This is a genomic window from Cellulomonas wangleii (assembly GCF_018388445.1).
GTDB lineage: Bacteria > Actinomycetota > Actinomycetes > Actinomycetales > Cellulomonadaceae > Cellulomonas > Cellulomonas wangleii.
On sequence record NZ_CP074405.1, the window covers coordinates 2,011,728 to 2,032,364 of the forward strand.

A 20,637-nucleotide genomic window follows, 5' to 3' on the forward strand; every position below is an offset into this window, starting at 1 on the left:
GGCTTCAGACGTGCCGACGCGCTGCCGATGCCGTCCAGGGGCCCAACGCGGTCCCCGGACGAGGAGGCGTGCGCGTGAAGCAGCTCGGGGAGATCCTGCTGACCGAGGGTCTGGTGACGGAGGCGCAGCTGCTGGCGGCGATCGACGAGCAGACCGTGATGGGGACGTCGCTGGGACGCACGCTGGTCGAGCTGGGGATGCTCACGGAGGCGCAGCTGGTGCGGGCGCTGTCCGCCCAGGTGGGCATGGAGTTCGTCGACCTCGACGACTACCCCGTGGACCGCAACGCCGTGGCTCTCGTCTCCGAGAGCGTCTGCCGACGGCACGCCGTGCTGCCGGTCGCCCTGCGCGACGGTGCGATCGTCCTGGCCACGGCCGACCCCGGCAACGTGGTGGCCGTCGACGACGTGCGCACGCTGTCGGGCATGCGGGTCATCCCGGTGGTGGCGACCTACGACAACGTCCTGCGGGCGATCGACCGGTTCTGCCGCGCGGACGGCGAGATGGAGAACCTGTCCTCGGCTTTCGTCGAGGAGACGCCGGAGCCGGAGGCGGACCTCAACCGCATCGGCGACGTCGTCGACGACGACGCACCGATCGTGCGGTTCGTGAACCTGCTCGTGACCCAGGCGATCACCGACCGGGCGTCCGACATCCACATCGAGCCGACCGAGCACGACCTGCGGGTCCGGTACCGGATCGACGGCGTGCTGCACGAGACGCAGCGCGCCCCCAAGAACATCACCGGCGGCGTCGTCAGCCGCGTGAAGATCATGAGTGACATCGACATCGCGGAGAAGCGCAAGCCGCAGGACGGGCGCATGTCCGTCACCCACAACGGCCGCAAGATCGACCTGCGCGTGGCGACGCTGCCCACCGTGTGGGGCGAGAAGATCGTCATGCGCATCCTCGACAACTCCACGGCGAGCCTCGACCTGCGCGACCTGTCGTTCCTCGAGCACAACTACCAGACGTACCGCGAGTCCTACACCAAGCCCTACGGGATGATCCTGGTGACCGGCCCCACGGGGTCCGGGAAGTCGACGACGCTGTACGCCACGCTCAACGCGGTCTCCAAGCCGGACATCAACGTGATCACCGTCGAGGACCCCGTCGAGTACCGCCTGCCCGGGATCAACCAGGTGCAGGTCAACCCCAAGGCCGGCCTGACGTTCGCCGCGGCGCTGCGCTCGATCCTGCGGTCCGACCCCGACGTCGTCCTGCTCGGTGAGATCCGCGACCACGAGACGGCACAGATCGCGATCGAGGCGTCGCTCACGGGTCACCTCGTCCTGTCCACCCTGCACACCAACGACGCCCCGTCGGCCGTGACGCGACTGACGGAGATGGGGATCGAGCCGTTCCTGGTCGGGTCAGCCCTCGACTGCGTGGTGGCCCAGCGGCTCGCCCGCCGGCTCTGCGCGAAGTGCAAGGAGCCGTACCGGCCGACGCCCACAGAGCTCGAGGCGGCCCGCTTCCCGTGGGTGGCGGGAGAGCCGCTGCCCGAGCTGTACCGGCCCACCGGCTGCGTCGCGTGCTCGCGCACGGGGTACAAGGGGCGTCTCGCGCTGCACGAGGTCATGCAGGTCACGGAGGACATCGAGCGCCACGCCGTGGCGCACTCGTCGTCGGCCGACATCGGGGCGACCGCCGTCAAGCAGGGCATGCGTCGGCTGCGCGAGGACGGCTGGTACAAGGTCGCGGCCGGCGACACGTCCATCGAGGAGATCCTGCGCGTCGTGGCCTGACCGCAGGCGCGCCGGCACTCAAGTCGCGCGCCTCCCGGGCCGATGCCATGGGCGGACCCGCGTCGCCCGCGGGCACCCGTGCGTGGACCGTGGGAGGCAGACGTCGTGAGTGAGACCTACAGGGCAGCGTCCGGGGAGCCCTCTCGGCCGTTGCCGCCGTACCGGCCGGCCGGACCGCAGGCAGCACCGCCCGGGACGTACGGCTCGGCGACGTACCAGCCGATGCCCTCGCAGAGCCACGTGCCCGCGGGGCCGCCCCCCGGGCACGCGTCCCGGGGCTACCCGGGGGTCCCCGCGGGCAGCGTGCCCCCGCCCGCGCACCAGCCCGCGGCGCGCGTCCTGACGCCCGCCGGAGCGCCCGGCGGACCCGCCGCGGGGGGTGCCGGCGGCCCCGCCCCGGCAGGCGGCGCCGGACCGTCGGGTCCGTCGCGTGGCGGTACGCGCGTCGCGGAGCAGGGCGACGTCGCCATCGACGCGGTGCTCCACGAGATGCACCGCCTGGGTGCCTCCGACGTCCACCTCACCGCCGGCACGCCGCCGATGGTCCGGATCTCGGGGGCGCTGCGCCCGCTCGAGCAGTTCGGCGTGATGACGCCCGAGCCGCTGCGCCGCAGCCTGTACGCGTTCCTCACCCAGAAGCAGCGCGAGAAGTTCGAGGCGAACCTCGAGCTGGACCTCTCCCACGCCGTGCGCGGCCTGGCGCGGTTCCGCGTGAACCTGTACCAGCAGCGGGAGTCCGTCGGTGCGGCGTTCCGCGTGATCCCGTACGAGATCAAGCCGCTGGAGGACCTGGGCGTGCCGTCGTCGGTCGGCTCGTTCGCCGGCCTGCCGCGCGGACTGGTCCTGGTGACGGGGCCGACCGGGTCCGGCAAGTCCACCACGCTCGCGTCGATCATCGACCTGGCGAACCGGACGCGCGAGGACCACATCATGACGGTCGAGGACCCCATCGAGTTCCTGCACCGGCACAAGAAGTGCATCGTCAACCAGCGTGAGGTCGGTGCCGACACCCACTCGTTCGCCAACGCGCTGAAGCACGTGCTGCGCCAGGACCCGGACATCATCCTCGTCGGTGAGATGCGCGACCTCGAGACCATCTCGGTCGCGCTGACCGCGGCCGAGACCGGGCACCTCGTCTTCGCGACGCTGCACACGCAGGACGCCGCCCAGACCATCGACCGCGTCATCGACGTCTTCCCCTCCGGGCAGCAGGCGCAGATCCGCACGCAGCTCGCGGCCGCGATCCAGGGCGTCGTCTGCCAGACCCTGGCCAAGAAGGCCAACGGGACGGGGCGGGTCGTCGCCACCGAGGTCATGATCGCCACGCCCGCCATCCGGAACCTGGTCCGCGAGGGCAAGACCCACCAGATCTACTCGGCGATGCAGGCGGGTGCCGACCAGGGCATGCACACGATGGACCAGCACCTGGCCGAGCTGGTCAAGCGCGGCAAGATCACCTACGAGGTCGGCCTGGAGAAGGCGCACCACGTCGAGGACTTCAACAAGCTGGTCGGCCGCACGGCCAAGGTCAACCAGGGCGCCTCGACCCTGCAGGCCAACGCCTTCGGCAACGCGTCCGGTGCGAGCCTGGGAGGCTACTGATGGCTGTCATGCGCACGTACGAGTACGAGCTGTCCGACCGCAGCGGCAAGGTCGTCAAGGGCAGGATCGACGCCCAGAACGAGGAGGCCGTCGCCAACCGGCTGCGCTCGATGGGCATGGCGCCGATCGCGATCCACGAGGTCTCGACGACCGGCCTGCAGACGGAGCTGTCGATCCCCGGGTTCGGCGACCGCGTCAAGCTCAAGGACCTCGCGGTCATGGCGCGCCAGCTCGCGACGATGATCAGCGCGGGTCTGTCGCTGCTGCGGGCCCTGTCGATCCTCTCGGAGCAGACGGAGAGCAAGCCGCTGGCCAAGGCGTTGGGCACGGTGCGCTCGGACGTCGAGACCGGCGGTGCGCTGTCGGAGTCGATGTCGAAGCACAAGGAGGTCTTCCCTCCGCTGATGATCCACATGATCCGCTCGGGCGAGATCGGCGGGTTCCTCGAGGACGCGCTCACCTCGGTCGCGGAGAACTACGAGTCCGAGGTCAAGCTCCGCGCGCAGATCAAGTCCGCCATGACGTACCCGGTGGTGGTGTTCGCCATGGCGATCCTCGCCGTCGTCGGCATGCTGCTGTTCATCGTCCCGGTGTTCGAGAAGATGTTCAGCGACCTGGGTGGATCCCTGCCGGCGCCCACGCAGTTCCTCGTGTTCCTCTCCGGGGTCATGAAGTGGCTCGCGCCCCTCCTGGCGGTGCTGGGCATCGCCTTCTCGGTGTGGTGGCGCAAGCACAAGAATGACGACGCGATCCGCTCCCGCGTGCAGCCCCTCACGCTGCGGACCCCCGTGTTCGGCCCGCTGTTCAGCAAGGTCGCGATCGCGCGGTTCACCCGCAACTTCGGCACCATGCTGGGTGCCGGCGTCCCGATCCTGCAGGCCCTGGACATCGTGGGGGAGACGTCCGGCAACTGGACGATCGAGGTCGCGGTGCGCGACATCCAGCAGGGCGTGCGGCAGGGCCAGCCGATGTCGACGCCGCTGGCCAAGCACGCCGTGTTCCCGCCGATGGTCGTGCAGATGATCACCACCGGTGAGGACGCCGGTGCGCTGGAGCAGATGCTCAAGAAGATCGCGGTCTTCTACGACGAGGAGGTCGCGGCCACGACCGAGCAGCTCACCTCGCTCATCGAACCCCTCATGATCGCGGTCCTCGGCGTCATCATCGGCGGCATGATCGTCGCCCTCTACATGCCGATCTTCAGCATCTTCGAGCTGGTGCAGTGAGGTTCACCCGGACGGCCGCGGCCGTCCGGGTGAACCTCAGCCGACCTCTCAAGTGCCCCCTGACCAGCGTCGATGTCCGTGGTGCACGACCGAACCGCCGGGTCGCAGGCCCGGCAATGGACACCGAAACCGAAAGCAGGGACCAGCACATGATGGCTCGCGTCCGTACCACCATGCAGAAGCGCGCCGAGGGTGAGAAGGGCTTCACGCTCATCGAGCTCCTCGTCGTCATCATCATCATCGGCATCCTCGCCGCGATCGCCATCCCGGCGTTCCTCAGCCAGCGCACCCGCGGCTGGGTCGCGCAGGTCGAGTCCGACCTGAAGAACGCGGCCATCGCGGCCGAGACGTACGCCGTGGGCAACAACGGCTCGTACGAGAACCTGGTCGAGGGCGACGCGGACGAGGTGTCGCTGGGCGCGAACGGCTACAACGCGACCCAGGACGTCACGGTGTCCGTCGACGCGGCGACCGAGACCGGCTTCGTGCTGTCGGCCGTGCACGCGAACCTGGACGCCAAGTCCTGGACGTACGACAGCGCGACCGGCGTCATCGAAGAGGAGTCCGGCGAGTGACCCTGAGCTAGCCCCAGGGGTGTGGGGCGTCGCGCACGCGGCGCCCCACACCCTTGAGTCGTCGAACCACCCGTCCCTGAGGCAACCGGAGGACCTGTGCTCACCTGGTGGCACCGTTGGCAGCGCGCCCGCTCCGGTGACGCCGGCATGGGCCTGCCCGAGCTCCTCGTCGCGATGATGATCTTCGCGCTCGTGAGCACCGGCCTGGCGTACTCCCTCATCAGCACTCTCAGCCTGACGCGCGACGCCCGGGCCCGCGCCGTCGCGGCGAACCTGGCCGCCGAGGAGATCGACCTCGCGCGGGACGCCGCGGACCTGTTCGCGATGCTCGACGAGACCCGCACCGTGCACCTCAACGGCGACGAGTACACCGTGAACCGCACGACGCAGTGGGTGTCCGACCCCGGCGCGGAGTTCACGTGCGGCGCCGGCACGGGCAGCGGCTCGCTGCGGTACAAGCGGGTCAACGTCACCGTCACCTGGGGCGGGATGCGCGACGGGGTGAACCCCGCGCGCAGCGACACGATCCTGACCCCGGACGACCACATCAACGACCCCACCAAGGGCACGATCCTCGTCTCGGTGCTGCGCGCCGACGGCACCGGCAACGCCGGGGTCGCCGTCACGGCGTCGCCCGGCGTGGGCTCGGTCATCAGCCCGACGGACTCCCAGGGCTGCACGTACATCCTCAAGGTCAACCCCGGCACGTACACCGTGACCGTGCAGCGCGCGGAGCACGTCAACGACGCGCAGCTCGCGGCGCCCACGCAGTCCGTCGTCGTCGCGGCGGGGTCCACGGCATCGGTCGGCTTCCAGCTCGACGAGGTCGCCACCTTCACGGCCACCATGGCGCCGGGTGCGCCGGCCGGGACGCGCCTGCCGACGAGCACGAACTTCCGCACGACCTTCACCAACACGTACGGCAACGCCGCCGTGGTCCCCTTCGGCGGACCGGGGGGGACGAGCCAGACCTACAAGCTCCACCCCTTCACGTCCGGGTACGCACCGTTCGCGGGGACGTGCGACCTGGCCGACCCCCGCGCCTGGCCCGAGGACACGAGCGGACCGGTGCCCCTCGTGGGCACGCTGCCCGACCCCGTCGCCGCGCCGCCCGGCGGGACCGCCGCGATGTCGGTGCCGATGGGCGTGGTGCGCGTGACGCCCGGGGGCGGGCGGTGGCTGCACGCCACCTCGGAGGACCCCGGGTGCGCGGTGACCTACTCGTTCGGCGAGGTCCTCACGGGCTCGGGCGTGAGCATCGCCCTGCCGTACGGGTCCTGGCGGCTGCAGCAGTCGAGCAGCTCCTCCGGCACCAAGAGCAACATCTCCGCGTCCCAGATCGTGGTGCCCGCCCCGGCCGTGCCGGAACGCACGACCGTGGCCGGCAGCGTCGTGACGTTAGACCCGCGCACGGCGGTGCTGCCGTGATGCGCGGCCTGCGCCGGCGCCTGCTGGCGGCCGGGGACCGCGGGATGACGCTGCCCGAGGTGCTCGTGACCACGATGCTCCTGGGCTTCCTGAGCGCGCTGATCCTGGGACTCGTCTCCTCGTTCTCGCAGACGTTCTCGCGCGACCGGGCGGCGGCCGACTCGACGACGGTCGCCGCGGCGGGCATGAAGGAGCTCACCCGCGTGGTGCGTTCGGGCACCGAGCTGCGGCTCCTCGGCGGGGGCGCGGCACCCTCGCCGGTCTTCGTCGAGGCCGGGGCCAACGCCCTGACGATGTTCGCGTACATCGACACGCAGGCCACGAGCCCGAAGCCGGTGAAGGTCCGGTTCTCGATCGACGCGCAGCGACGCCTCGTCGAGACGCGGTGGGCGGCGACGTCGACCGCCGCACCGTGGTCGTTCGTCGCGACGGGCGCCCCGACGCAGACACGTCCGATCGCCCGCCTGATCCCCGTGGGTGCGGACCCGCTGTTCCAGTACCTCGACGCGAGCAACACGCCGCTGACGATCCCCGCGAGCGGGTTCACCACCGACCAGCTGCGCTCGATCGCCGCCGTCCGGGTCACCCTGACGGTCCAGGCGGACGACACGGAGCGCGCCGATCCCGTCCAGATCCACAATGCCGTCGGCATCCCCAACCGGGGCATCTCTCGAGTGAGGCCGTGATGACGTTGTCCCGAGTGCTGCGTGTCCCCGTCGACGAGCGCGAGCGGGGTGCCGCGATGGTCGTCGTGCTCGGGATGACGTTCCTGCTGAGCGCCCTGGTCGTGGCCGGCATCACGACGAGCGTGGGAGCGGCTCGCCAGTCGCAGCGCGACGAGGGGTGGAACGCCGCGCTGGCGGCGGCCTACGCGGGCGTCGAGGAGTACGAGAGCCGGCTCGCGAACGACCTCGGGTACTTCGCCTACGGCAACCCGGCCGCGCCGTTCACCGTGCAGACCGGGTCCAGCTCGCGCGTCTCGCTGCCCGGCGGCGCGTCCGCCAACCCCGCCTTCGGCATCGGCACCTCCGGCACCTGGGCCACGGTGCCCGGCAGCGACGGGCAGGCCGCGTTCCGTTACGAGGTCGACAACTCCCAGTTCTACATCGACGGCACCCTGCGCATCCGCTCCACGGGCCGGGCGGGCGGCGACACCCGCTCGATCGTCGCGGACATCAAGCAGAAGGGGTTCATCGACTTCCTGTACTTCACGGACTTCGAGGTGATGGACCCCCAGGCCCTGTCCCCGGGCAGCGCGGTGAACTGCGCGATCCGCTACCCGAGCCCGCGACCGGGGTGCACGACGATCAACTTCGGCGGCGCGGACGAGATCAACGGCCCGCTGCACACGAACGACGCGATCACGACCAACGGCGCGGCCAAGTTCAACGGCAAGGTCACCACGGCCTACAAGGCGGCGAGCGGTCCGAACTACGTGAAGTCGGGATCCTCGCCGACCTTCCTGCTGCCGGGCGACCCGCAGAACATCGGGTCCATCGGCATGCCCCCGACGAACGCGCAGCTGATGAAGGAGGTCCGCCACGACCTGCCGCTCGAGGTGCCGAACCCCGGGTGCCTGTACACCGGGCCCACGTCGATCACGTTCCACTCCGACGGCACCATGACGGTGATCTCGCCGTGGACCAAGGAGACGCAGGTCAACGCCACGGCATCGCACGGGACCCACCCCGTGAAGTGCGGGGTCCCCGGCGACACCGGCCTGGCCAAGCGCGCCAGCGGCAAGTACGTGGGCCAGAGGATCCCGGTCCCGTCGAACCTCGTGGTCTACGTCCAGACGGTGCCCAACGCCAGCGGCAACGTGAACCGCACGGACTCCAGCCCTTCCAGCAAGCGGCCCCCCTTCCCGGGCACCGGATCGACCAACGACTGCGTGACCAACGGCAACTCGATCGGCTACCCGCGCTCGAGCGAGAAGGTCCCCTTCACCGCCGCGTACGGGTGCCGCAGCGGTGACGTGTTCATCTCGGGCAGGCTGAGCGGCAACGCCACCGTCGCGGCGGAGAACTACATCTACGTGACCGACGACATCGTGTACGACGACCCCGCCGAGGACATGCTGGGCCTCATCGGCAACAACGCGGTGTGGGTCTGGAACCCCGTGAACAGCTCCAACCAGCCGCTGAACGCCAAGAACCGGCGCATCGACGCCGCCATCCTGTCCGTCGCGCACACCTTCATGGTGCAGAACTACGACAAGGGGTCGAGCAACCGCGGCACGCTGACGGTCAACGGGGCGATCGCGCAGAAGTTCCGTGGACCGGTCGGCACCGGCACCGGGGCGTCGATGTCGACGGGGTACGGCAAGGACTACAACTACGACGAGCGGTTCCGGTACACGGCACCACCGAAGTTCCTCTCACCCGTGACCACCACCTACGGTGTCAACGTGTGGGTCGAGGTGGAGCCGGCGTTCGACGCCGACGGGTCGGCGAGCTGACGCCGGTGCCCGTGATCCTCCTGGGGATCGCCGCCCTCCTGGGGCTGGCGATCGGCTCCTTCCTCAACGTCGTCGTCTGGCGCGTCCCCCGGGACGAGTCGGTGGTGCGACCGGCCAGCGCCTGCCCGTCCTGCGGGCACGCCATCCGGGCGCGGGACAACGTGCCCGTCGTGTCGTGGCTCCTGCTGCGGGCACGCTGCCGGGACTGCGGCGAGCCCATCTCCGTGCGGTACCCGGCCGTCGAGCTCGCGACCTGCGTCCTGTTCGTCCTGGGGACCTGGTGGCTGCTGGGCCGTCCCGACGGGCTGTGGCTCCTGCCGGTCGTGTGGTACCTCATCGCCATCGGCGTCGCCCTGACCCTCATCGACCTCGACGTGCACCGCCTGCCCGACAGGATCGTGCTGCCGTCCTACGTCGTGGTCGGGGTCCTGCTCGCCCTCGCCAGCGCGGGGACCGGGCAGTGGGACGCGCTGCTGCGCGCGGCCATCGGCATGGCGGCGCTGTGGACGTTCTACTTCGCCCTGGTCATGATCTACCCCCGCGGCATGGGCTTCGGTGACGTGAAGCTCTCGGGCGTGCTGGGCATGGTCCTCGCGTGGTTCGGCTGGGGACCCCTCGTCGTGGGCGCCTTCGCGGCGTTCCTGTGCGGCGGGGTCTTCGCCCTCGGGCTGGTCGTCCTGCGCCGGGCCGGCCGCAAGTCGCAGGTGCCGTTCGGGCCCTGGATGCTCCTGGGCGCCACGATCGGGGTCGTCGCGGGGCAGCAGATCTGGGACGCCTACCTCCGCGCGACGCTGGGCGGCTGAACCCCGTCGGACGCTCAAGACCGGGCGTCCGTCGTCCGATAGACCCAGAGTCGTCGGACGCGCGAAGGGATGCCACGTGGCCAGGAAGCGTGTGATCGGACTGGACATCGGGACCACCCATGTCCGGGCCGCGGAGGTCGAGTTCGGGAGCGGTGGGTCGTCGGCCCGCGCGCGGCCCCGACTCGTCCGGGTCGGTGTGGCGCAGCTGCCGCCGGGTGCCGTGCGCGAGGGCGAGGTGGTCGAGCGCACGACGGTCGGGAGCACCATCAAGCGGCTGTGGGCGGAGCACAAGTTCGGCTCGAAGAGCGTGATCCTCGGCGTGGGGAACCAGCGCGTCGTCGTCCGTGACCTGGACCTGCCCGCCATGCCCATGGCGCAGGTGCGCTCCTCGCTGCCGTTCCAGGTGCAGAACCTCATCCCCGTGGCCGTCGACGACGCGATCCTCGACTTCCTGCCCGTCGACCTGCGCACCGGCGACGGGGGAGAGGTGATGCACGGCCTGCTCGTCGCGGCGACGAAGGACACCGTGCAGGCGAACACCGCGGCGGTCGAGACGGCGGGCCTGCGCCCGATCGTCGTCGACCTCAGCGCGTTCGCGCTCGCCCGGGCCATGGCCCGCGGCGACGCGGTCGACCACACGATCGCCATCGTCGACGTCGGCGCCCGGGTCACCACGGTCGCGGTCGTCGCGCGCGGGGTCCCGCGCATGGTCCGGATGCTGCCGTCCGGCGGTCAGGACGTCACCGAGGCCGTCGCCGGCGCGCTCGCGATCCCGCTCGACCAGGCGGAGGTCGCCAAGCGGTCGATCGGCGTCGGGTTCTCGCAGGGTCCGGAGACCGAGCGTGCGGCCGAGCAGGTCATGACCGTGGTGTCCGCGCTGGTCGAGGCGGTCCGCAACACCATGGTCTTCTACAACAGCACGCACCCGGGTGCGACGATCGAGCACCTGCTGCTCACCGGCGGCGGGTCGGCACTGCCCGGGCTGGGTCAGTACCTGTCCACGGCCACGCGCCTGCCGGTCAGTCCCGGACAGCCGTTCGCCGGCATCGAGAGCGGCTCCGCGGGCACCGCACTCGCCGGGCAGCAGCACACCCTCGCGATCGCGCTGGGTCTGGCCATGGGAGTCGCAGCATGAGCACCCTCCTGAAGCGTCCGCTCCCCGGTGCGCGCGACACCGGGCGCAGTGCCGTGATGATCCCGCAGACCTACCAGGTCAACCTGCTGCCGCAGCAGTACGCCGACCGGTACGCGCTGGGACGGCTCAAGCGCCGTCTGGCGCTGGTGCTCGTCGCCGTGCTCGCCCTCGCCGGTGCGCTCTACGGTGCGACGCTGACGCAGCTGTCGAGCGCACAGGACCGTGCGGCGCGGGCCGAGCAGGAGACCACGCGCCTGCTGAAGGCGCAGCAGCAGTACGCCGAGGTGCCCGTGGTGCTCGGTGAGCTCGACAGGGCGCGCGGGGCGCGTGAGCTCGGCATGTCGACCGAGATCCTCTGGGCACCGTACCTGGGCGCGATCGGCACCGTCATGCCCGAGGGCGTGACGCTGACCAACCTCGTCATGGACGGCGCGACGCCGCAGCTGGCGCCGGCCCCGCCGGCGCACCCCCTCGCGTCCGAGACGGTCTCGACGATCAGGTTCGAGGCGAGGTCGACGCTGATGGTGGACACCGCCGCCTGGATCGATGGTCTCAACAGCGTGCCGGGCTTCCACGACGCCTGGGTCAGCCTCGCGAACGTCGAGGAGTTCAACGAGGAGACGGTGTACGTGTACTCGAGCAGCGTCGCCGTGAGTCCCCTCGCGTACGCGTCGCGCTTCAGCGGGGAGGACTGACATGGCCGGCAAGTCCACGACATGGGTCGGCGGCACGGTCGTCGTCGCGCTGCTCATCCTGGTCGCGACCTGGTTCGTCGGGATCTCCCCGACGCTCGCCGCGACCTCGACGGCGCACGACGCCGCTGACGCGTCCGACACGCGCAACGTCCAGCTCCGGGCCGACCTGGACCGCCTCGAGCAGCAGTTCGCCCAGCTCGACGCGTCGAAGGCCGAGCTGGCCGCGATCGGGCGGCAGATCCCCCCGCAGGCGCAGCTCGCGGAGTACATCCGGACCGTGCAGGCCACGGCCGAGGCGACGGGCGTGGCCTTCATCGGCTACGTGGCCGGTGAGCCCGAGCTCGTCATCCCGGTCGAGGTCGAGGCGCCCGCGCCCGCCGTGGCCGAGGAGCCGGAGGCGTCCGAGGGCGCCGAGGGCGCCGAGGACGGTGCGGAGCCCGCCGCCACCGAGACCGTCCCGGCCGGCTTCGTGCCCGTCGAGGGCTTCGTGGGCATGGCGCTCGAGGTCATCGTGCTGGGCCCCGCCGCCAACGTGTCGGCCTTCGTCGACCAGCTCCAGAACGGCCCGGAGCGGCTGTACCTCGTCACCGCGCTCGACGGCGAGGGACAGAAGGAGGAGGAGGGGCGCAACGGGCGCCCCGCCACCGCCGAGGGGGACATCGAGCTGAAGATCACCGGCTACCTGTACGGGCTCGCGCCGACCACGACGCCTGCCCCGACGGAGGAGCCGACGCTCGCACCGCTCCCGTCCGCGACCCCGCCGCGGATGAGCGCGGCCAACTGACGACCCCGGCGCCGCCGACCGCCCCTCGCGGTCGGCGGCGCCGGTGCGCCCGGGGTCCTCGACGCGTCGCGCCACGGCCGCCCGCCGTGGACGCGTCGAGGGCCGGCGCACCACGACGTGGGAGGATCCCCCTCATGCTCCGATGGTTGACGTCCGGTGAGTCGCACGGTCCCGCGCTCGTCGGCATCCTCGACGGTCTGCCTGCCGGTGTGCGGGTGCAGACCTCCGACGTCCAGGCCGCGCTCGCGCGGCGTCGTCTCGGGTACGGGCGCGGTGCGCGCATGAAGTTCGAGCAGGACGCGGTGCGTCTGCTGGGCGGCGTGCGCCACGGTCTGACGCAGGGCGGTCCGGTCGCGATCGAGGTCGCCAACTCCGAGTGGCCCAAGTGGGCCGACGTGATGTCGGCCGACCCGGTGCCGCCCGAGGCGCTGACGGTCGACGCCGGCACCGGTGACGTCCGGGAGATCGCGCGCAACCGGCCGCTCACGCGTCCTCGTCCCGGCCACGCCGACCTGGTGGGCATGCGCAAGTACGGCTTCGACGACGCCCGTCCGGTGCTCGAGCGGGCCTCGGCCCGTGAGACGGCGACGCGGGTCGCGCTGGGCACGGTGGCGGCGGCGTTCCTCGAGCAGGTCGCCGGCGTGCGGCTGGTGTCGCACGTCGTGGCGATCGGTCCGGTCGCGGTCCCCGAGGACGCACCGGCCCCGACGCCGGACGACGTCGCGACGCTCGACGCCGACCCGGTGCGGTGCTTCGACCCGGTCACGAGCGCGGCGATGGTGGCCGAGATCGACCAGTGCCACAAGGACGGCGACACCCTCGGTGGCGTCGTCGAGGTGCTGGTCCACGGGCTGCCGTCCGGTGTCGGCACGTACGTGCAGGCCGACGGCCGGCTCGACGCGCGCCTCGCGGCCGCGCTCATGGGCATCCAGGCGATCAAGGGCGTCGAGGTCGGCGACGGCTTCCGCACCGCGACGCGCCGCGGGTCGCAGGCGCACGACGAGATCGAGCGCGACGCGTCCGGGCGGATCGTGCGGCGCACCAACCGTGCCGGCGGCATCGAGGGCGGCATGTCGAACGGCGAGGTCGTGCGCGTGCGTGCGGCGATGAAGCCGATCTCGACGGTCCCGCGCGCCCTGGCGACGGTCGACACGGCGACGGGGGAGCCCGTCACCGCCCACCACCAGCGCTCCGACGTGTGCGCGGTCCCGCCGGCGGCCGTGGTCGCCGAGGCGATGGTCGCGCTGGTCGTCGCGCAGACGCTGCTGGAGAAGACCGGCGGCGACAGCGTCGCCGAGGTCCGTCGCAACCTCGAGGCGTACCTCGACGCGGTGCCTGAGCTCCTGACCTGACCGGGGCCGGGTCGCGCGGTCACGCACCGCGCGGCCCGCTGCCCGTCCGCTGGCCGGCACTGCGCCCCGCCCGTCCGCCGGACGGTATCGCCCATCGCCCGTCCGCCGGACGGCACCGCCCGTCGCCCGTCCGCTGGACGGCGCGGGACGCCGACGGCCGCGCGGCTAGGCTGCCGCCCGTGCCCCCTGCAACCCCCACCCCCGGTCCCCGTCTCGTGCTGGTCGGCCCCCCCGGAGCCGGCAAGTCGACGGTCGCGGCCGCGCTGGCCCGGCGCTGGCGGCTGGCGGTCCGCGACACCGATACCGACGTCGAGAAGGTGGCGGGCAAGTCCGTCGCCGACGTGTTCGTCGAGGACGGCGAGCCGCACTTCCGCGAGCTGGAGCGTGCCGCGGTCGCGACCGCGCTGGCGGAGCACGACGGCGTCCTGGCGCTCGGCGGCGGTGCGGTGCTGCACGAGGGCACCCGCGCGGCGCTGCGGGACTACCGCGACGCCGGCGGTGCCGTCGTCTTCCTCGACGTGAGCCTGGCGCACGCCGCGCCGCGCGTCGGGCTCAACCAGTCGCGCCCGCTGCTGGTCGGCAGCCCGCGCGCGCAGTGGCAGGCGCTCATGGACGCCCGGCGTCCGGTCTACGAGGAGGTCGCGACGGTGCGGGTGTCGACGGACGGGCGCACGCCCGCCGAGGTGGCGGTGGCGGTCGAGGACGCGCTGGGCGCGCCGTCGGCCACGGGGTCCGACGCGTGAGCGGCGGCGAGGCGGTCGTCACGGTCGCGGGGGAGCAGCCGTACGACGTCGTCATCGGCCGGCACCTGCTGGGTCACCTGCCGGCGATGCTGGGCGAGGGCGTGCGGCGCGTGCTCGTCGTGCACCCGGCGGCGCTGGCGACGTCGGCGGAGACGGTCCGCGAGGACCTGCTCGCCGCGGGGTACGAGGTGTACCTGGCGCAGGTGCCGGACGCCGAGGAGCAGAAGACCGCGCAGGTGGCGGCGTTCTGCTGGGGCGTGCTGGGGCAGGCGGACTTCACCCGCTCCGACGCCGTCGTGGGCCTGGGCGGGGGAGCGACGACCGACCTCGCCGGGTTCGTCGCGGCCACGTGGCTGCGCGGTGTGCGCGTCGTGCAGGTGCCCACCACGGTGCTGGGCATGGTCGACGCCGCCGTGGGCGGCAAGACCGGCATCAACACGGCCGAGGGCAAGAACCTGGTCGGCGCGTTCCACCCGCCGGCCGGCGTGCTGTGCGACCTGGCGGCCGTGGAGTCGATGTCGCCGTACGACTTCGTCGCCGGGCTCGCCGAGATCGTCAAGTGCGGGTTCATCGACGACCCGCGGATCCTCGAGCTCGTCGAGGAGAACACCGCGCTGCTGCGCGACCCGGTGGCGGCCGCGTCGTCCCCGGTGCTGGCCGAGCTGGTCGAGCGCGCCGTGCGCACCAAGGCCCGCGTCGTGGGGCAGGACCTGCGCGAGGCCGGGCTGCGCGAGATCCTCAACTACGGGCACACGTTCGGGCACGCGGTCGAGCACGTCGAGCGGTACCGCTGGCGGCACGGGGCCGCGGTGTCGGTGGGCATGGTGTTCGTGGCCGAGCTCGCGCGCCTCGCCGGCCGCCTGGACGACGACGTCGTCGCGCGGCACCGCAGCGTCCTGACGTCGCTCGGCCTGCCCACGGGGTACCGGGGCGACCGGTGGGACCAGCTGCTCGCCGCGATGCGCCGGGACAAGAAGACGCGCGGGGACCTGCTGCGGTTCGTCGTGCTGGACGGCCTGGCCCGGCCCGCGCGTCTGGAGGGCCCGGACCCGACGCTGCTGGCCGCCGCGTACGCGGAGATCGCCACCGAGCCCGAGCGGGGCACCGGCATCCTGCTCTGACCCTTGTGGTGGCGTCTACAACGTTCAGACGTTGTGGAGAGCCGAACAAGGTGAGAGTCTTGTGTCATGTTCGTCCTCACCATCGACCAACGGGGCAGCCGCACGGGCACCGACCGCGTCCCGGAGCTGCTGGCCGACCTGGCCGACGTGCCCGTGGTCCGCGGGTTCGAGCGCACCGTCGGCGACGAGGTGCAGGGCGTGCTGGACGACCCCGACGTGGTCGTCGACACCGCGCTGCGCGTGCTGCGCGACGGCGGGTGGAGCGTGGGGATCGGCGCCGGCGCCGTCGACGAGCCGCTGCCCGCCTCGCCGCGCGAGGGTGCCGGCCCCGCGTTCGTGCTGGCGCGCGAGGCGGTCGAGGCGGCCAAGAGCCGCCAGCGCCCTGTCCCGGTGGCGGTGCGCGGGGCCGACGCGCAGGCCGCCGCCGACGCCGACGGCGTCCTGGTGCTCCTCGGTGCCCTGACCGTCCGACGCACCCCGGCGGGCTGGGCGGCGGTCGACGCGCTGCGCGCCGGCGGTGCCCCGGTGGGCGGCGTGACGGCCCACGCCGCCGGCTCCCGTCCCGCCGGCCCCCGTCCCACTGGCCGCGACGAGCCGCCGGCGCAGGACGTCGTCGCCGCCGCGCTCGGGGTCACCCAGCAGGCCGTCAGCCAGCGCCTGCGCACCGCGCTGTGGGCCGAGGAGGTCGCCGCGCGTCCCGCTGCGGCGCGCCTGTTGACGCGCGCCGCCGGGTGACGTCAGGGTCGGTCCCGTGCACCCCGCCCTCGTGGCCGGCATCTGGGCCGGCGCCCTGCTCGTGTCCGCCCTCGGCGGCTGGCTCGTCACCCGTGTCGTGCTGCGCCTCGCGTCGCGCTCCCGGGACGCCGGCCGGCACCGCGGCACCCACGGCCCGGTCCTGCTCGAGCCCCTGCGGGTCAGCGACGGCCCGAACGGGGAGGGCGCCCAGATCGTCCTGCGCGGCGGGACGTGGATCGGCGTCCTGGAGCGGCTCGCCGTGACCGGCAGCCTGCTGGCGGGGGTCCCCGAGGGTGTCGCGGTCGTCGTCGCCGTCAAGGGCCTGGGCCGCTACCCCGAGCTGCGGGAGAACCCCGGCGCGTCCGAGCGCTTCGTCATCGGCACGCTGGCCTCCCTGCTGTGGTCGGCGGTCTGCGGGATGGCCGCCGTGCGCCTGCTGCTCGGCTGACCGTGCCACCCGACCGTCCCGCCCGGCCGTCCCACCCGACCGTCCCACCCGACGGCGCTGCTGCACCGAGGCGCCCCCGTGGGTGGACCCCCGGTGCGGGCGCTAGGATGGTCGACGGCCTGCGGCCGGTCCGTGCACCTCGTGCACAGGCCCGGCCGGGCGAAGCGAGCCGGACACGGTGGGGCGACCCGCCCGGCGGCTCCGTGGCCGGCAGCCGTCCCGCGGGGCGCTGTGCTCCGGACGCGCCGCACGGCGCGCACCACCACCGACCGGGAGAACGACGCTCGTGGCGACGACCAACGACCTGAAGAACGGCATCGTGCTGCGCATCGACGGCCAGCTGTGGACCGTCGTGGAGTTCCAGCACGTCAAGCCCGGCAAGGGTGGCGCGTTCGTGCGCACCAAGCTGAAGAACGTGCTGTCGGGCAAGGTCGTCGACAAGACCTTCAACGCCGGCATCAAGGTCGAGACGGCGAACGTCGACAAGCGCGACATGCAGTACCTGTACAAGGACGGCGACGACTTCGTGTTCATGGACACGGACACGTACGACCAGCTCCACGTGCCGGCCGCCACCGTCGGCGACGCCGCCAACTTCATGCTCGAGTCGCAGACCGCGCTGGTCGCGACCAACGAGGGCGTCCCGCTGTACGTCGAGCTGCCGCCCTCGGTGGTGCTCGAGGTCACGTACACCGAGCCCGGCCTGCAGGGCGACCGCTCGTCGGCCGGCACCAAGCCCGCCACGCTCGAGACCGGCTACGAGATCCAGGTGCCGCTGTTCCTCGAGGCCAACACCAAGGTCAAGGTCGACACCCGCGACGGGTCGTACCTCGGCCGCGTGAACGACTGACGTGGGCGCCCGGACCAAGGCGCGCAAGCGCGCGCTGGACGTGCTGTTCGAGGCGGAGCAGCGGGACCTGCCCGTCGCGGAGCTCCTGTCGCGCCGCGTCGTGGAGCCGGGTGCCGAGACGTCGCTGCCGCAGTACTCCGTCGACATCGTCGAGGGCGTCCTGGCGCACGCCGAGCGCATCGACGAGCTGCTGGCGACCCACGCGCACGGCTGGACGGTCGCGCGCATGCCGGCGGTCGACCGCGCGCTGCTGCGCATCGGCACCTGGGAGATCCTCTGGAACGACGACGTCCCGGACGCCGTCGCCGTCGACGAGGCCGTCTCCCTGGCGCGCGAGCTGTCGACCGACGACTCGCCGGCCTTCGTCAACGGCCTGCTCGGCCGCCTCGTGGCGCTCAAGCCGACCCTGCTGGCCTGACCCGGCCGGCGGCCCACGCGGCCGCACACCTCACCCGACGCCCGGGCACCTCACAGGTGCTCGGGCGTCGCGTCGCCCAGGGCGCCCTGCATCATGCGCAGCGGACGCGGCACGGTGCGCACCCGCCGCCCGGGCAGGTGCGGCTCCACCCGCCGGACCAGCTCGTCCGCGGCCGGGCGGGGCAGCGGGCGGGCCCCACGCACGGGCAGTCCCGGTGCGGGCCGTCCGACGAAGTTGCCCTGCGCCTGCGGCACGCCGAGCTCGACCAGCGCCTGCAGGTCGCCTGCGGACTCCACGCCCTCGGCGACCACGTCCAGCCCGTGGTGCTCGGCCAGTGCGACGATCGCCCGCACCGGCCCCGCCCCGCGCGGCGTGCGGACCTCCCGCACGAACGACCTGTCGATCTTCAGCACGTCGACCGGGAGCCGTGCCAGCCGCGCCAGCGAGCTGAACCCGGTGCCGAAGTCGTCGAGGGCGATCCGCGCCCCGCGGGCCCGCAGCTCGGACAGCACCGGCACCGCGGACGACGTGCGCAGCATCGTGCTCTCGGTGATCTCGATCGTCAGGTGCTCCCACGGCCCGCCGGACCACGCCGTGTCGATGCGCTCGAGGACGTCCTGCTCGTGCAGCTCGCGCGCGGACAGGTTCACGGCCACCGGCATGTGGTGGCGGTCCAGCGCGCGGCGTGCCTGGCGGATCATCGAGCGCCCGATGGGCACGATCAGCCCCGTCTGCTCCGCGAGGGCCAGCCAGTGCTCAGGCAGGACCAGGTGACCGTCCTCCTGCCACCGGGCCAGGGCCTCCAGGCCGACGACCTCGAGGGTGCGGGTGTCGACGATCGGCTGGAAGTACGCGGTGATCCGGTCCTCCTCGACCGCCCGCTCCAGCGCCGAGCGCAGCCGGCGGGCGTCCTCGGCGCGGGCCCGCAGCGCCGGGTCGAACACGCGGTGCCCCGACGCGGTGCGCTTGGCCTCGAGCATCGCGGCGTCCGCGTGCCGCAGCAGCGTGTCCGCGTCGACCACGTCGCTGGGGTTCCAGGTCGCGACGCCGCAGGTCAGGCGAGGGCCCACCACCGTGCCGACCCGCGCGCCGAACCCGCTGCGCACCCGCCGCGCCAGGTCGGCGAGCTCCTCGTCACCGGGCGCCCGCGCCACGATCACCGCGAACTCGTCCCCGGCGAGCCGCGCCACGTACGTGTCGTCGTCGACCCACGTGCGCAGGTAGTCGGCGGTGCGTCGCAGCAGCTCGTCGCCCGCGGCGTGCCCCTCACGGTCGTTGACGTCCTTGAAGCCGTCGATGTCGCAGTACACGACCGTCACCCGGGTGCGCTCGACGGCGGCCCGCTCGAGCACCTCGAGCAGGTGGGTGTCGACGGCCCGCCGGTTGGGCAGGCCCGTCAGGGTGTCCGTCACGGCCGCGCGCGACAGCCGCTCGGTGAGCGTGTACCGCTCGGCTGCCGACGACACCACCAGGCCGAGGTCGATGAGGAAGGTCCGCTCGTGCGGCGCCAGCCGGTCCGGGGCCTCGGGGAACAGGTCGACCACGAACCGGTCACGCTGCAGCGGGCGCAGGGACCCCTCGATCGTCGGGTCCTCCAGCACCTCCCGGGCGGCGTCGCGGGCCTGCACCAGCAGCGCGTCGGGATCGCGGTGGAACCAGGCGTTGTTGGTGACCTGCGCGAGCGCGTCCCGCATCAGCTCGCGCCGCCGTGCGGTCTGCTGCGACCGACGCAGCCGCACCGACGCCAACGACTCCAGCCCCACGGCCAGCGGCAGCGGCCACAGCCCGGCCAGCAGCGCACCGAGAGGCTGGCCCCCGAGCAGGATGCCCGCGGTGAGCATGGTCAACGACCCGGCCGCGGCCACCACCAGCAGCACGCCCAGCGCGTTGAGCCGCACCGCACCCAGCGCCATCACCACGTACCCCACGACCAGGGCGAGCACGAGGAACAGCAGGGCGACGGCGACGGGCCGCCCGGTGGGCACGCCCGGTGCGTCGACGGGCCCGAACGCGAGGAACCACAGCACCGTGCGGACGGCCAGCAGCACCGCGGCGGTGACGACCCACGGTCGCAGCCGCGGGCCCGTCCTGCCGAACGCGCGCGTCGCGGGCAGGCACAGCAGCGCGACCACCCCGACGAGCTGCCCGTGCAGGAACGACAGCGCCTCGCGCAGCTCGGCCCCCACGGCGATGCCGTGCAGGCCTGCCACCAGCACCATGCCGGCCATGGCCACGGACAACGCCAGCGCCCACGACGACCCGTCGGAGCGCAGCGCACCACGCCACCAGACCCACTGCAGCACGCAGAAGCCGACGATGAGGCCGGCCGCCAGGAACTGCAGGACGGTGGTCCACAGGGGGACGTCGCCGAGCATGTCGGGTACATCGGCCGCGCCGGGGCCTCACATGAACGGCATCCGGGTGACGGGGCAGGGGCCGGCGGTCCCCGGGACCGTGCACCGGCGGGTCGCGCCCCGACCGTCCCGGCGTGCCGCGCGTCACGCGGGACCTCGGTC

Annotated in this window: 19 protein-coding genes; 18 read left to right on the top strand and 1 reads right to left on the bottom strand. The window is 72.7% G+C overall.

The features are described 5' to 3' along the window. Positions 1 to 74: 74 nt before the first annotated feature. The 18 genes from KG103_RS09260 to nusB all read left to right on the top strand — a co-directional run bounded on the left by KG103_RS09260 (position 75) and on the right by nusB (position 18,121). On the top strand, positions 75 to 1,748 hold the full coding sequence (locus KG103_RS09260; protein ID WP_207341970.1) for a GspE/PulE family protein: 1,674 nt from the start codon (positions 75 to 77) through the stop codon (positions 1,746 to 1,748). A 105-nt stretch (positions 1,749 to 1,853) separates the two neighbouring features. After that, a complete protein-coding gene (locus KG103_RS09265; RefSeq protein ID WP_207341969.1) occupies positions 1,854 to 3,350 on the top strand; it encodes a PilT/PilU family type 4a pilus ATPase in 1,497 nt (498 codons plus the stop codon). Beyond that, the gene (locus tag KG103_RS09270; RefSeq protein ID WP_207341968.1) at positions 3,350 to 4,576 is read left to right on the top strand and encodes a type II secretion system F family protein; all 1,227 of its coding nucleotides are present in this window, start codon (positions 3,350 to 3,352) and stop codon (positions 4,574 to 4,576) included. Before KG103_RS09265 ends, KG103_RS09270 begins: the two co-directional genes overlap by 1 nt. A gap of 149 nt (positions 4,577 to 4,725) precedes the next feature. Further along, positions 4,726 to 5,151 (top strand): prepilin-type N-terminal cleavage/methylation domain-containing protein, encoded by a 426-nt coding sequence (locus KG103_RS19070; RefSeq protein WP_207341967.1) that lies wholly within the window; start codon positions 4,726 to 4,728, stop codon positions 5,149 to 5,151. Between the two features lie 96 nt (positions 5,152 to 5,247). Then, positions 5,248 to 6,579, top strand: a complete 1,332-nt coding sequence (locus tag KG103_RS09280) for a PulJ/GspJ family protein (protein ID WP_207341966.1) — start codon at positions 5,248 to 5,250, stop codon at positions 6,577 to 6,579. Continuing rightward, positions 6,579 to 7,265, top strand: coding sequence for a type II secretion system protein (locus KG103_RS09285; RefSeq protein ID WP_243657228.1), 687 nt, complete (start codon positions 6,579 to 6,581; stop codon positions 7,263 to 7,265). The genes KG103_RS09280 and KG103_RS09285 overlap by 1 nt, the downstream gene beginning before the upstream one ends. Further along, a complete protein-coding gene (locus tag KG103_RS09290) occupies positions 7,265 to 9,037 on the top strand; it encodes a hypothetical protein (RefSeq protein WP_207341964.1) in 1,773 nt (590 codons plus the stop codon). Before KG103_RS09285 ends, KG103_RS09290 begins: the two co-directional genes overlap by 1 nt. Before the next feature lie 5 nt (positions 9,038 to 9,042). Continuing rightward, a complete protein-coding gene (locus KG103_RS09295) occupies positions 9,043 to 9,840 on the top strand; it encodes a prepilin peptidase (RefSeq protein WP_207341963.1) in 798 nt (265 codons plus the stop codon). A 76-nt stretch (positions 9,841 to 9,916) separates the two neighbouring features. Then, positions 9,917 to 10,975, top strand: coding sequence for a type IV pilus assembly protein PilM (gene pilM / locus KG103_RS09300; protein WP_207341962.1), 1,059 nt, complete (start codon positions 9,917 to 9,919; stop codon positions 10,973 to 10,975). Next, positions 10,972 to 11,670, top strand: a complete 699-nt coding sequence (locus KG103_RS09305) for a fimbrial assembly protein (RefSeq protein ID WP_207341961.1) — start codon at positions 10,972 to 10,974, stop codon at positions 11,668 to 11,670. Before pilM ends, KG103_RS09305 begins: the two co-directional genes overlap by 4 nt. 1 nt (position 11,671) lies before the next feature. Then, on the top strand, positions 11,672 to 12,454 hold the full coding sequence (locus tag KG103_RS09310) for a ribonuclease E domain-containing protein (protein WP_207341960.1): 783 nt from the start codon (positions 11,672 to 11,674) through the stop codon (positions 12,452 to 12,454). Positions 12,455 to 12,588: 134 nt separating this feature from the next. Beyond that, positions 12,589 to 13,806 carry a chorismate synthase gene (gene aroC, locus KG103_RS09315; protein WP_207342282.1) on the top strand — a complete coding sequence of 406 codons (1,218 nt, stop codon included), beginning with the start codon at positions 12,589 to 12,591 and terminating at the stop codon, positions 13,804 to 13,806. A gap of 179 nt (positions 13,807 to 13,985) precedes the next feature. After that, positions 13,986 to 14,549 (top strand): shikimate kinase, encoded by a 564-nt coding sequence (locus KG103_RS09320; RefSeq protein ID WP_207342281.1) that lies wholly within the window; start codon positions 13,986 to 13,988, stop codon positions 14,547 to 14,549. Continuing rightward, positions 14,546 to 15,670: a 3-dehydroquinate synthase gene (aroB, locus tag KG103_RS09325; RefSeq protein WP_207342280.1), complete on the top strand. Its 1,125-nt coding sequence runs from the start codon at positions 14,546 to 14,548 to the stop codon at positions 15,668 to 15,670. Before KG103_RS09320 ends, aroB begins: the two co-directional genes overlap by 4 nt. A 66-nt stretch (positions 15,671 to 15,736) precedes the next feature. Continuing rightward, on the top strand, positions 15,737 to 16,405 hold the full coding sequence (locus tag KG103_RS09330) for a hypothetical protein (protein WP_207342279.1): 669 nt from the start codon (positions 15,737 to 15,739) through the stop codon (positions 16,403 to 16,405). A gap of 16 nt (positions 16,406 to 16,421) precedes the next feature. Beyond that, positions 16,422 to 16,853 carry a hypothetical protein gene (locus tag KG103_RS09335; protein ID WP_207342278.1) on the top strand — a complete coding sequence of 144 codons (432 nt, stop codon included), beginning with the start codon at positions 16,422 to 16,424 and terminating at the stop codon, positions 16,851 to 16,853. A 286-nt stretch (positions 16,854 to 17,139) separates the two neighbouring features. Further along, on the top strand, positions 17,140 to 17,703 hold the full coding sequence (gene efp / locus KG103_RS09340; protein ID WP_089798971.1) for an elongation factor P: 564 nt from the start codon (positions 17,140 to 17,142) through the stop codon (positions 17,701 to 17,703). A 1-nt stretch (position 17,704) separates the two neighbouring features. Continuing rightward, on the top strand, positions 17,705 to 18,121 hold the full coding sequence (nusB, locus tag KG103_RS09345) for a transcription antitermination factor NusB (protein WP_207342277.1): 417 nt from the start codon (positions 17,705 to 17,707) through the stop codon (positions 18,119 to 18,121). Between the two features lie 50 nt (positions 18,122 to 18,171). On the opposite strand, the gene KG103_RS09350 is transcribed toward nusB, so the two are convergent. Beyond that, positions 18,172 to 20,496, bottom strand: coding sequence for a putative bifunctional diguanylate cyclase/phosphodiesterase (locus KG103_RS09350; protein ID WP_207342276.1), 2,325 nt, complete (start codon positions 20,494 to 20,496; stop codon positions 18,172 to 18,174). Positions 20,497 to 20,637: the final 141 nt, after the last annotated feature.

Coding starts and splice junctions, on each gene's coding strand:
- KG103_RS09350 (WP_207342276.1), bottom strand. CDS start 20,496: ATGCTCGGCGACGTCCCCCTGTGGACCACCGTCCTGCAGTTCCTGGCG.
- KG103_RS09285 (WP_243657228.1), top strand. CDS start 6,579: ATGCGCGGCCTGCGCCGGCGCCTGCTGGCGGCCGGGGACCGCGGGATG.
- KG103_RS09290 (WP_207341964.1), top strand. CDS start 7,265: ATGACGTTGTCCCGAGTGCTGCGTGTCCCCGTCGACGAGCGCGAGCGG.
- KG103_RS09330 (WP_207342279.1), top strand. CDS start 15,737: ATGTTCGTCCTCACCATCGACCAACGGGGCAGCCGCACGGGCACCGAC.
- KG103_RS09270 (WP_207341968.1), top strand. CDS start 3,350: ATGGCTGTCATGCGCACGTACGAGTACGAGCTGTCCGACCGCAGCGGC.
- KG103_RS09305 (WP_207341961.1), top strand. CDS start 10,972: ATGAGCACCCTCCTGAAGCGTCCGCTCCCCGGTGCGCGCGACACCGGG.
- KG103_RS19070 (WP_207341967.1), top strand. CDS start 4,726: ATGATGGCTCGCGTCCGTACCACCATGCAGAAGCGCGCCGAGGGTGAG.
- aroC (WP_207342282.1), top strand. CDS start 12,589: ATGCTCCGATGGTTGACGTCCGGTGAGTCGCACGGTCCCGCGCTCGTC.
- KG103_RS09310 (WP_207341960.1), top strand. CDS start 11,672: ATGGCCGGCAAGTCCACGACATGGGTCGGCGGCACGGTCGTCGTCGCG.